The sequence below is a fragment of the Allocoprococcus similis genome (assembly GCF_054660775.1).
This window is the reverse complement of the sequence record NZ_BAAHSG010000023.1, coordinates 1-11921: the sequence shown is the minus strand read 5'-3', so window position 1 is coordinate 11921 and position 11921 is coordinate 1. Positions and strand designations below refer to the sequence as shown.

Sequence of the window (11921 nt, the reverse complement as noted above, 5' to 3'; positions counted from 1 at the left end):
ATATTGTAGTAGAAAGAATTATCCTTAACGTGATGGGGATAATTCTTTTTTGTTGCTATAGAAAACGTACCGGGGCTACTGGTCTGGTTCTCACCAATAAAGTAGAAGGGCAAAGCAGCAGAAATAAATGGGATAAATTCTATTTTGTGCAATGGAGATGAAACTCAAAAATCGTGGAAGCCTTTGCTGAACACGATTTTCGCCCTAAGAGGTTCATCGGAATGGTTTGCACAACTTGAATTTATCCCATTTATTTCTGCTGCTTTGCCACACTAATTTATTTTCCTTGCTTTTTTGCCAGCGACAGTGTAAAATGACAAAACGGATTAGAATAGTGAAACCAAGAAGGGAGATACAAGATGGAACTGTTTATAGATATACTAAAAGATACAACAATTGACACTGTGAAACTAATACCTTTCCTTTTTCTAACATACCTTGCGATGGAATATCTGGAGAATAAAGCCGGTCAGAAGACGGTGCGGATGCTTCTTGGAGCAGGGAAAAAAGGGCCTGTGATCGGAGGGATCCTGGGCGTTGTTCCGCAGTGCGGATTTTCGGCAGCGGCAGCAAATCTGTATTCCGGCGGAGTCATCACAGTTGGAACGATGATCGCTGTTTTTCTGTCTACATCAGATGAGATGCTTCCGATCCTGATCTCAGAGCAGGCGGATGTCCGTAAGATCATGGCAATTTTAATCGGAAAGATCATCGTTGGTATTGTTGCAGGGATTCTGGTTGATATCGGAGTGCGGGTGCTGGGCAAAGGATACCAGAGAGGGCTGCACATTCATGATATCTGTGAGCATGACCACTGTCACTGCGAAGAGGGAAGCATTGTAAAATCAGCGCTCATCCATTCGGTACAGATTCTGGTATTTATATATGTAATTTCTTTTGCATTAAATGCTGTTGTGGAGTGGATTGGAATGGAACAGGTCATGAACGTGGTGACGCATTATCCGATTGCCGGAATTTTTCTGGCTGGTCTTGTCGGCCTGATCCCGAACTGCGCAGCTTCTATTGCAATTACGAAATTTTATCTTGAGGGAGTCTTAAATGTCGGCAGTATGTTTGCCGGACTTTTGTCATGTGCCGGAATCGGACTGATCGTCCTTTTTAAGACAAACCATGGTTGGAAGAAGAATATGATGATCGTCGCAACACTTTACGGAATCAGTGTAGTGTGCGGAATTATAGTGGAAATCCTGTTTGGAATGTAGTACAATATCCTTATATGGCGCAGCAGACTAAAAGGAACGAAAGAAGAGGATTTGAGATGGCTAAGAAAGGATTTATTGCAGAATTCAAAGAGTTTATTGCAAGAGGAAATGTAATGGATCTTGCAGTCGGCGTTATTATTGGTGGTGCATTTCAGTCGATTGTGAATTCTCTTGTAAATGATATGATCATGCCGGTGATCAGTCTTCTGACTGGTGGAGTCAATTTTTCCGACTGGGTGATCCGGATCGGATCCGGTGAGAATGACACGATCAATTATGGCAATTTTATTACAGCAGTGATCAACTTTCTTCTGATGGCACTTGTTATTTTCTGTTTTGTAAAAGTGATGAACAATCTTGCTTCAAGAACAGAGAAGCTGCTTAAGAAGGAGGAAGAAGCACCTGCAGCACCGGCTACGAAGATCTGCCCGTACTGCATGTCAGAAATCCCGATCGCGGCAACCAGATGTGCATACTGTACATCTGAGCTTCCGGCTGAGGATACGGACAAAGAAGAATAAAGAAAAGACAGGAATAATAAGACAGAGAGGAACATAAAAACAATGGAGAAAATTATTTTAACAGGTGACAGACCAACCGGACGGCTTCATGTCGGACATTATGTTGGATCCTTAAAGCGAAGAGTAGAACTGCAGAATTCCGGAGAATATGACAAGATCTTTATCATGATCGCAGATGCACAGGCACTGACTGATAATGCAGATAATCCGGAAAAGGTACGTCAGAATATTATTGAGGTTGCACTGGATTATCTGTCATGCGGACTGGATCCGGAGAAATCCACGATTTTCATCCAGTCACAGGTACCGGAACTGACAGAACTTTCTTTCTATTATATGAACCTGGTTACAGTATCCCGTCTCCAGAGAAACCCAACGGTTAAATCGGAGATCCAGATGCGTAATTTTGAGGCAAGTATTCCGGTTGGATTCTTTACTTATCCGATCAGCCAGGCAGCAGATATCACAGCGTTTAAGGCAACGACTGTACCGGTAGGTGAGGATCAGCTTCCGATGATCGAACAGTGCCGTGAAATCGTACACAAATTCAACAGTGTATATGGAGAAGCACTGGTTATGCCGAAAGCGTTGATTCCGGAGAACGAAAGCTGTTGCCGTCTTCCTGGAACGGATGGAAAAGCAAAGATGAGTAAATCCCTTGGCAACTGTATCTATCTGTCTGATTCCGAGGAAGAAGTAAGACAGAAGATTATGGGAATGTATACAGATCCGAATCATTTGAAGGTATCTGATCCGGGACAGGTAGAAGGAAATTCCGTTTTCACTTATCTGGATGCATTCTGTACAGATGAACATTTTGAAAAATATCTGCCGGATTATAAGAATCTGGATGAATTGAAGGATCATTACAGACGTGGCGGACTTGGTGATGTTAAGGTTAAGAAGTTCCTGAATGCGGTTATGCAGGAAGAGCTTGCACCGATCCGTGCAAGAAGAAAAGAACTGGAGAAGAAGATTCCGGAGATCTATGAGATCCTTCATAAAGGAAGTGTTGAAGCTGAAAAAGTGGCAGCACAGACTTTAAAAGAAGTAAAAGATGCGATGAAGATCAACTATTTTGAAGATCAGCAGCTGATCCGGGAACAGACAGCAAGATTTGCAGAATAAAGAAAGGCTTTAAGCCGGAGGAGAGATAATAATTATGGGTAAATATTTCGGAACAGATGGATTCCGTGGAGAAGCCAATGTAGTACTGACGGTAGAGCATGCGTTTAAGGTAGGACGTTATCTTGGCTGGTATTACGGACAGGAACACAAGGCAAGAATCGTGATCGGTAAAGATACCAGAAGAAGCAGCTATATGTTTGAATATGCGCTGGCAGCAGGGCTTACTGCGTCAGGAGCAGATGCATATCTTCTTCATGTGACGACAACTCCAAGCGTGTCTTACGTGGTAAGAACCGAAGATTTTGACTGCGGAATCATGATTTCCGCAAGCCATAACCCGTACTATGATAATGGAATCAAAGTGATCAACAGTAAAGGTCAGAAGCTGGAAGCAGAAGTAGAAGCCAAAGTGGAAGCTTATATTGATGGGGAATCCGGAGAAATTCCGCTTGCCAAGAAAGAGGCGATCGGAAGAACCGTAGATTATGCAGCAGGAAGAAACCGTTATATCGGACATTTGATCAGTCTGGCAACCCGTTCTTTTAAAGATGTGAAAGTCGGACTGGATTGTTCCAACGGAAGTTCTTCAAGTATTGCCAAAAGCGTATTTGATGCACTGGGAGCAAAGACTTATGTGATCAATAATGAGCCGGATGGAACCAACATCAACACAAATTGCGGTTCTACACATATTAATGTTCTTCAGGAATATGTTAAAGAAAAAGGACTGGATGTCGGATTTGCATACGATGGAGATGCAGACCGCTGTATCGCCGTTGATGAGAATGGAAATGTTGTTGACGGGGATCTGATCCTTTATGTGTGTGGCAAATACATGAAAGAACATGGTCAGTTAAAAGACGATACCATCGTTACTACTATCATGTCGAATCTTGGACTTTATAAAGCATGCGACAAGATTGGCATGAAGTACGAAAAGACACAGGTCGGCGACAAATATGTCTATGAAAACATGGTCAAGAATGGATTTATGCTGGGCGGCGAACAGTCCGGGCATATTATTTTCAGTAAGCATGCAACGACAGGAGATGGTATTCTGACTTCTCTGATGCTGATGGAAGTCATTATGGAGACTAAGCAGTCTCTTGGACAGCTGACAGAAGAGGTGAAGATCTATCCACAGCTTCTGAAAAATGTGCGTGTAGCAGATAAGAAGACAGCAAGGGAGAATCCGGAAGTGGTCAAAGCAGTTGATGCAGTTGCAGAAGCACTTGGAGATGACGGAAGAATCCTTGTCCGTGAAAGTGGAACGGAACCGGTAATCCGTGTCATGGTAGAAGCTGCGACAGATGAGCTTTGTGAAAAGTATGTTGATCAGGTAATTGACGTGATTGAAAAAGAAGGACTTATTGTAGAATAAATGAATCTCAAATAGAATTGTGCAGAAGAGGATAGCTTGCAGATGGAATCTGTATGGCTATCCTTTTTAGTTTGTGAACCATAGTCTGGATGTTTGGAAAATATTATTTGAATAAAAAAGAAAAATGTTCTGCCGGTATAGATTTTCTATATTCTGACATGCTATTAAAAAAAGCATGGAGGAAAAAGAAATGGATGAAATGTTTTGCTTTCAATGTCAGCAGACCGCTCATAACACGGGCTGCGAAGGGCATGCAGGTGTATGTGGGAAAAAGTCGGATACAGCAAATCTTCAAGATGAACTGACTGGTGAACTGATCCGGCTGGCAAGGGCAGTTACTGAAAATGAAAGAAGCAGATCTTCGGATGAACTGATGTTAAAAGGTCTGTTTACCACGATTACTAATGTAAATTTCAACAGTGATACAGTGAAAAAACTGTCAGATGAGATCAGAGAAGAAGCAGAAAACAGAAAACCAGGAAAAGAAGCTTATAATGTACAGAAGATCTGGGAGGCACCGGAAGATATCCGTTCGTTAAAGTCATTGATCTTGTTTGGCTTACGAGGAACTGCAGCATATGCTTATCATGCATGGGCACTGGGATATGTGGATGCGGAGATTATGAATTTCTTTTATAAGGGAATGCGTATTCTGGGAGAAGAAAAAGGGATGGAAGAACTGCTTCCGGTAGTCATAGAAACCGGTAAAGTCAACCTGCGCTGCATGGAACTTCTGGATAAAGCAAACACGGAAAGCTATGGAGATCCAGTTCCGACAGAAGTTCCGCTTACGATAGAAAAGGGACCGTTTATTGTAGTCAGTGGTCATGATCTGCATGATATGAAGCTGCTTCTGGAGCAGACTGAAGATAAAGGCATCAATATTTATACGCACAGTGAAATGCTTCCGGCACACGGATATCCAAAATTAAAGGAATATCCGCATCTGAAAGGCAATTTCGGAACGGCATGGCAGAGTCAGCAATTTGAGTTTCATAATATTCCTGCGCCAATTTTATTTACGACAAATTGTCTGATGCCAGTCAGACAGAGCTATGCAGACCGGGTATTTACAACTTCGGTGGTGTCTTATCCGGAGATGGTTCATATTGGTGCGGACAAAGATTTCACTCCGGTTATTGCAAAAGCGTTGGAATGCGGTGGATATCCGGAAGATCATCCGATGACAGGGATCAATGGAGGAACAACCGTGATGACCGGATTTGCACACAACGCAGTTCTGGAAAATGCAGGAAAGATCGTGGATCTTGTAAAGAGAGGGAAGATTCGGCATTTCTTTTTGATCGGAGGATGTGACGGAGCGGCACCGGGACGAAGTTATTATACAGAATTTGCCAAAAAGACACCGATGGATACGATCATCTTGACGCTGGCGTGTGGGAAATACAGATTGAATGATCTGAAGCTCGGAGAAATTGAGGGGATTCCAAGAATTTTGGATATGGGACAGTGTAATGATGCGTATAGTGCGATTAAAGTTGCAATCGCTCTTGCAGAAGCGTTAGGGTGTGAGGTAAATGAACTTCCACTGTCTATGATCCTGTCATGGTATGAACAGAAAGCGGTTGCAATTCTGCTGACACTTCTGGCACTCGGAATCAAAAATATTTATCTGGGTCCGACGCTTCCGGCGTTTGTATCACCGAATGTTCTGAATTACCTAGTGCAAGAGTATCAGATTACCCCGATCAGTACAGTAGATGAGGATCTGAAGAAAATTTTAGGTTGAAGAGGTTCACCGTGAGAGAAAGAAATTTGAAATAAGAAATGAAAAGCATTACTTCTGGAACAGAAAGCACAAAAAGTGTGAGTAAGAAGAGGTAGTGCTTTTTTACATACTGTTTCCTTTACAAAAAGTGTCGTCTGTGCTAACATAAATATAACAATGGCGATGCCGGTACAATAGAAAAAGGAGTGCGTTTTATGCTGATTGAAATTGATTTTAACAGTGATGAGGCGATTTATATACAGCTCAGGAATCAGATTATTATGGGAATTGCCACTTCGACGATTCATGAAGGTGATACTTTGCCGTCTGTGAGACAGCTGGCAGATAATATCGGGATCAATATGCATACAGTGAATAAGGCATACAATGTCTTGCGGCAGGAAGGTTTTCTTCAGCTCGACAGACGAAGAGGTGCGGTGATCTGTATTGATGAAGATAAACTGGAAGCTCTGCAGGATCTGAAAGAGCAGCTTCGGGTACTTCTGGCAAAAGGAAGCTGCAAAAACATTACGAAAGAAGAAGTTCATGAACTGGTAGATGAGATCTATGCAGATTATGAACAGAGATAGATTGAAAAAAGGAGACTAAAATTATATGGCAGAAAAGCAATATACAAGGCAGGCGCAGGAAGCGCTGAATATGGCACGGAAGATTGCAGCCGAACTGAAGCATCCGTATGTCGGGACAGAACATCTTCTTTTCGGGCTTAAGAGGGTTTTTACCGGAGTTGCAGGGCAGGTGCTTGATAAGAATAAAGTCGATGAAGAACAGATGGAAAAAGCAATGGATATCCTTGTATCTGCTCCTGAGGCAGCTAAGAGGGAAAGAAAGCATCTGGAGTACAGTCCGAGACTTCGGTATATTCTGGAAGAAAGTCAGAATGAGGCAGCGCAGCTTGCATCTGAAAAAGTCGGAACCGAACATCTTCTGCTTGCAATGCTCAAAGATGGAGATTGTGTGGCTACCCGTATGTTGATGACCCTGAATGTAAATATTCAAAAACTTTTTCAGGATCTTCTGCTTGCGGCGGGAATTGATCCGAAAGAGTATATGGAGAATCAGAAGGACGGGGAAACTGTTGGCGGAATTATAGACCAGTACAGTACGGATCTGACACAGGAAGCAAGAGAAGGAAAGCTGGACCCGGTTATTGGACGTGAAAAAGAAATTGCACGTATCATGGAGATCCTGAGCCGACGGACCAAGAATAATCCGTGCCTTGTGGGAGAGCCGGGAGTCGGTAAGACAGCAATCGTGGAAGGGCTTGCAAGACAGATCGCGGAAGGAATTGTTCCGGAAAGCATGAAAGATAAGCGGATCATGGTGCTGGATCTTCCGGGAATGATCGCAGGCTCCAAATATCGTGGTGAATTTGAAGAGCGTATGAAAAAACTGATCCGTGAGGTAAAGACAGCGGGCAATATTATCCTTTTCTTAGATGAACTTCACACCATTATCGGTGCCGGCGGTGCAGAGGGCGCGATTGATGCATCCAATATTCTGAAACCATCTCTGGCAAGAGGGGAGATGCAGCTGATCGGTGCGACAACTCTTACGGAATACCGCAAGTATATTGAGAAGGATGCGGCTCTGGAACGAAGATTCCAGCCGGTTACGGTTGAAGAACCGACGGAAGACGAGTGTGTCCGGATTCTGGAAGGTCTGAAAGAAAAATATGAGGCTCATCATGATGTAGAAATTGAAGAGGACGCGTTGAAAGCGGCAGTACATATGTCATGCCGTTATATCAATGACCGTTTTCTTCCGGATAAGGCAATTGATGTGTTGGATGAAAGCTGTTCAAAAGTAAAACTTCGCGGATTTAAAGTGCCGGAGAATATTGTTGGGACAGAAATCCGCTGTGGAAAGCTGGAGCAGGAAAAAGAAGCGGCGCTGAAAGCAGGAGATATTGAAAAGGCATCGGAGCTCCACAGAGAACAGAAGGAAGCAGAAAAGAAATTAGAGCAGGCGAAAAAGCGTTTCAATAAAAAGAATGAAAAGAAAAAGGTTCCGGTAACCGAAGAAGATGTTGCGGATGTAATTTCTATGTGGACACGAATCCCGGTAACAAGACTGAATGAATCTGAGAGCGAACGCCTGAAAAAGCTGGATAAAACACTGGAGAAGCGTGTGATCGGTCAGGAAGAGGCAATCCAGGCACTTTCCAAAGCAGTAAAACGAGGAAGAGTGGGATTAAAAGATCCGGCACGTCCGATCGGTTCATTCTTATTCCTCGGACCTACCGGTGTTGGCAAGACAGAGCTTTCCAAAGCTCTTGCAGAAGCACTTTTTGGAAATGAAGAAGACATGATCCGGGTAGATATGTCCGAATATATGGAGAAGCACAGTGTATCCAAGATGATCGGATCGCCTCCGGGATATGTGGGACATGAGGATGGCGGACAGCTCAGCGAGAAAGTACGCAGAAATCCATATTCTGTCATTCTGTTTGATGAGATTGAGAAAGCACATCCGGATGTGTTTAATATTTTACTTCAGGTACTGGATGATGGGCATATTACGGATTCACAGGGAAGAAAAGTAGATTTCCGCAATACGGTTATCATTATGACATCCAATGCAGGGGCAAAGGCGATCATTGAACCGAAGAAGCTTGGATTCACCCAGCAGGAAGACCAGAAGGCGGATTACAAGCGTATGAAAGCAAATGTGATGGACGAAGTAAAGCAGTTATTCCGTCCGGAGTTCCTGAACCGTATTGATGAGATCATCGTATTCCATCCGCTGAATGAGGACAATATGAAGAAGATCGTAGGGCTGATGTGTAAAGAAGTTGTGCAGAGAGCAAAAGAGCAGCTTGAAATTACACTGATTGTGCGTGATTCTGTGAAGAAGCATATTGTTGAGACCGGAAGTGACAAGAAGTATGGTGCAAGACCGCTGAGAAGGGCAGTACAGAGCCAGCTGGAAGACAAACTTGCAGAAGCACTTCTGAATGGTGAGATCAAACGTGGAGACCATGTGGAAGCCGGTATTTCTAAAAAGGAAATAAAATTTACAGTCAGAGAGATAAACGACTAGCAAAAGAAGAAGTTTTATTATATAATAAAAAAAACGGGTCAGACGTGTGAAAATTTAACAGTCTGTAAGTCGAAAGAGAAAGACCATTAGGAGGATTTGAACAATGACAGTAGTCAAAGAGCTCATCAGAAGTGAATTAGACGGAACACTTAGTTTCGGTGATTACACTCTGGATACAAAGACAAAAAAGGATGGATTTGAATTTCAGGGAGATATATATAAAGTAAAGACATTCAAGGAGATTACAAAGCTTGAGAAGAATGGAATGTTCGTATATGAATCTGTTCCGGGAACTGCAGTAGAGCATTTTGAAGTATCAGAAGATGTGATCTCATTCAAAGTATCAGGGACAGGAGATGCACAGATCACACTGGAACTTGAACCGGATACAGATTATATTGTATATATGAATGATATGAATGTTGGTGATATGAAGACAAACTTAAGCGCAAAGCTCAGTGTAAGTGCAGAACTTGGAAAAGAAAGCGTTGAGATCAAGGTCGTAAGAAAGTAGGACAATGATTACAGCAAGAATTGTCTGAAGTACATAGGTATTTAAGAAAAGTAAAAGAGTCTGCTTCGGCAGGCTCTTTCTTTACCGGAAGTATACAAACTGGGAACAGGCAAGAGAAGCAGTTGGTAATTTTTTAAGATAGAGGAGCTGGAATATGGCGAAGGCAAAAAAATCGGTTTTTTTCTGCCAGAATTGTGGGCATGAAGAATCAAAATGGCTGGGGCAGTGCCCAATGTGCAAGGAATGGAACTCTTTCGTGGAAGAGCGTGTGACAACGTCAAAAACGGCAGCGGTTAAAGCGGCAAAAGAGATTCGTATTGTACCATTGTCCGAAGTAAAGACAGAGAATGAAGAGCGGGTAACAACCGAGATTAAAGAACTGGATCGTGTACTGGGAGGCGGAATCGTACCGGGCTCTCTTATTTTAGTAGGCGGTGATCCGGGAATCGGTAAGTCAACGCTGCTCCTGCAGGTGTGTCAGAAACTGGCAAAAAAAGAACGAAAAGTTTTGTACATATCAGGGGAAGAATCGCTTCGCCAGATCAAATTGCGTGCACAGAGGATGGGAGAATTTAATGATCATCTGCTTTTGCTTTGTGAGACTAATCTGGAACTGATCCGCAATGTGATTGAAAAGGAAAAGCCAGATACTGTGATCATTGATTCGATTCAGACAATGTACAGTGAAGAAGTCGGTTCTGCGCCGGGAAGTGTGTCGCAGGTCAGAGAGGCAACAAATACGCTGATGCAGCTTGCAAAAGGGCTTGGAATTTCGATTTTTATTGTCGGACATGTTACAAAAGAAGGAACTGTCGCCGGACCAAGAGTATTGGAACATATGGTAGATACGGTTTTGTATTTTGAAGGAGACAGACATGCATCTTACCGGATTCTTCGAGGAGTGAAAAACCGTTTTGGTTCGACGAATGAGATTGGTGTATTTGAAATGCGAAGAGATGGACTGCGTGAGGTGGAAAATCCGTCGGAATTTATGCTGAATGGAAGACCGGAAAATGCATCCGGATCTGTTGTGGCATGTTCGATGGAAGGAACACGTCCGATCTTGCTGGAAATCCAGGCTTTGGTATGCGAAAGCAATTTCGGAATGCCGAGAAGAACAGCAGCAGGAACAGATTATAACAGGGTGAATCTTCTGATGGCAGTTCTGGAAAAAAGGATTGGATATCATCTTGGAAATTATGATGCCTATGTGAATATTGCCGGAGGTATCAAGATCAATGAACCCGCGATAGACCTTGGAATCGTGATGGCGATCGTATCAAGCTATAAGAACAGACCATTTGATGAACGGACGATTGTGTTTGGAGAAGTAGGATTAAGTGGAGAAGTCCGTGCGGTAAATATGCCGGAACAGCGGGTGGCAGAGGCGAAGAAGCTTGGATTTGAGAAATGTATTGTACCGGAAGTGTCTCTGGATAGCGTGAAGAGTATTGGTGGGATCAAAATCATTGGAGTGAAAAGTATCAACGAGGCAATTGGACTGATTGAGTAAGAGAATATGTAAAGAGGGAACCGGATGGCGGAACAGGAATACTGAACTGCAAAAATGTCGGAATATTCTGAATTGCGCAAAATATAAAAACAACATTGACAATTCAGGAAAGTCGTGATAAGATAACATTCGTTCGCTGATCGAGACAGAGACTAAGGAGTGGCATGCAGGGATCACGAAGTGGACAAAGAAAAAACTGTTGACAAGCTTAGATGGATATGGTATTCTGTTAAAGCTGTCGCGTGAGGAACTGCTTCACAACAGCAAAAAAGAAATAAAAAAGTTGTTGACAAACATGAAACGCTTTGATATAATATAAAAGCTGTCGCATGAAACGACAACAACAAAAAAGAACATTGATAACTGAACAATAGACAACAAACCCTGAAAATTCTTTAAAGAGATTTTTCAAGAACGGACATCGAAAGATGTCAAACCAGAACAGTAAACAGGAACAGAATTGCCAAGCGATTCTTGACTGGGTACAAACGGAGTAGTTCTTCAACAGAGTTGAAGAACGATTATGTTACTAAGCAGCGAAGCTGCAAGAAACATATATCAACGAGAGTTTGATCCTGGCTCAGGATGAACGCTGGCGGCGTGCTTAACACATGCAAGTCGAACGAAGCACCTGGATTTGATTCTTCGGATGAAGATCCTTGTGACTGAGTGGCGGACGGGTGAGTAACGCGTGGGTAACCTGCCTCATACAGGGGGATAACAGTTAGAAATGACTGCTAATACCGCATAAGACCACAGGGTCGCATGACCTGGTGGGAAAAACTCCGGTGGTATGAGATGGACCCGCGTCTGATTAGGTAGTTGGTGGGGTAACGGCCTACCAAGCCG

At 43.0% G+C, this 11921-nt stretch carries 9 protein-coding genes and 1 rRNA gene; all 10 read left to right on the top strand.

The annotated features are described in order from the left end of the window. The first annotated feature begins 359 nt into the window (after positions 1–359). Positions 360–1223: a putative manganese transporter gene (locus ACYQ5K_RS11020; protein ID WP_178025596.1), complete on the top strand. Its 864-nt coding sequence runs from the start codon at positions 360–362 to the stop codon at positions 1221–1223. A gap of 56 nt (positions 1224–1279) precedes the next feature. Further along, entirely contained in the window at positions 1280–1744 is a 465-nt protein-coding gene (gene mscL, locus ACYQ5K_RS11015) for a large conductance mechanosensitive channel protein MscL (protein WP_178025597.1), read from the top strand. 42 nt (positions 1745–1786) lie between these two features. Then, entirely contained in the window at positions 1787–2872 is a 1086-nt protein-coding gene (gene trpS / locus ACYQ5K_RS11010) for a tryptophan--tRNA ligase (RefSeq protein ID WP_173688742.1), read from the top strand. Between the two features lie 34 nt (positions 2873–2906). Continuing rightward, a complete protein-coding gene (glmM, locus tag ACYQ5K_RS11005; protein WP_195230467.1) occupies positions 2907–4253 on the top strand; it encodes a phosphoglucosamine mutase in 1347 nt (448 codons plus the stop codon). A 199-nt stretch (positions 4254–4452) separates the two neighbouring features. Continuing rightward, positions 4453–6003 carry a hydroxylamine reductase gene (hcp, locus tag ACYQ5K_RS11000; protein ID WP_420315001.1) on the top strand — a complete coding sequence of 517 codons (1551 nt, stop codon included), beginning with the start codon at positions 4453–4455 and terminating at the stop codon, positions 6001–6003. A gap of 194 nt (positions 6004–6197) precedes the next feature. Beyond that, complete coding sequence (locus ACYQ5K_RS10995; protein WP_008368566.1) at positions 6198–6572, top strand: GntR family transcriptional regulator; 375 nt, start codon at positions 6198–6200, stop codon at positions 6570–6572. 25 nt (positions 6573–6597) lie between these two features. Beyond that, positions 6598–9045 (top strand): ATP-dependent Clp protease ATP-binding subunit, encoded by a 2448-nt coding sequence (locus ACYQ5K_RS10990; RefSeq protein WP_178025599.1) that lies wholly within the window; start codon positions 6598–6600, stop codon positions 9043–9045. Between the two features lie 103 nt (positions 9046–9148). Further along, positions 9149–9559 (top strand): hypothetical protein, encoded by a 411-nt coding sequence (locus ACYQ5K_RS10985; protein WP_008368562.1) that lies wholly within the window; start codon positions 9149–9151, stop codon positions 9557–9559. A 154-nt stretch (positions 9560–9713) separates the two neighbouring features. Further along, entirely contained in the window at positions 9714–11072 is a 1359-nt protein-coding gene (gene radA, locus ACYQ5K_RS10980) for a DNA repair protein RadA (RefSeq protein ID WP_178025600.1), read from the top strand. A gap of 557 nt (positions 11073–11629) precedes the next feature. Continuing rightward, positions 11630–11921, top strand: a 16S ribosomal RNA gene (locus ACYQ5K_RS10975); the annotation flags it as partial.

Coding starts and splice junctions, on each gene's coding strand:
- ACYQ5K_RS10990 (WP_178025599.1), top strand. CDS start 6,598: ATGGCAGAAAAGCAATATACAAGGCAGGCGCAGGAAGCGCTGAATATG.
- ACYQ5K_RS11020 (WP_178025596.1), top strand. CDS start 360: ATGGAACTGTTTATAGATATACTAAAAGATACAACAATTGACACTGTG.
- ACYQ5K_RS10995 (WP_008368566.1), top strand. CDS start 6,198: ATGCTGATTGAAATTGATTTTAACAGTGATGAGGCGATTTATATACAG.
- trpS (WP_173688742.1), top strand. CDS start 1,787: ATGGAGAAAATTATTTTAACAGGTGACAGACCAACCGGACGGCTTCAT.
- hcp (WP_420315001.1), top strand. CDS start 4,453: ATGTTTTGCTTTCAATGTCAGCAGACCGCTCATAACACGGGCTGCGAA.
- glmM (WP_195230467.1), top strand. CDS start 2,907: ATGGGTAAATATTTCGGAACAGATGGATTCCGTGGAGAAGCCAATGTA.
- mscL (WP_178025597.1), top strand. CDS start 1,280: ATGGCTAAGAAAGGATTTATTGCAGAATTCAAAGAGTTTATTGCAAGA.
- radA (WP_178025600.1), top strand. CDS start 9,714: ATGGCGAAGGCAAAAAAATCGGTTTTTTTCTGCCAGAATTGTGGGCAT.
- ACYQ5K_RS10985 (WP_008368562.1), top strand. CDS start 9,149: ATGACAGTAGTCAAAGAGCTCATCAGAAGTGAATTAGACGGAACACTT.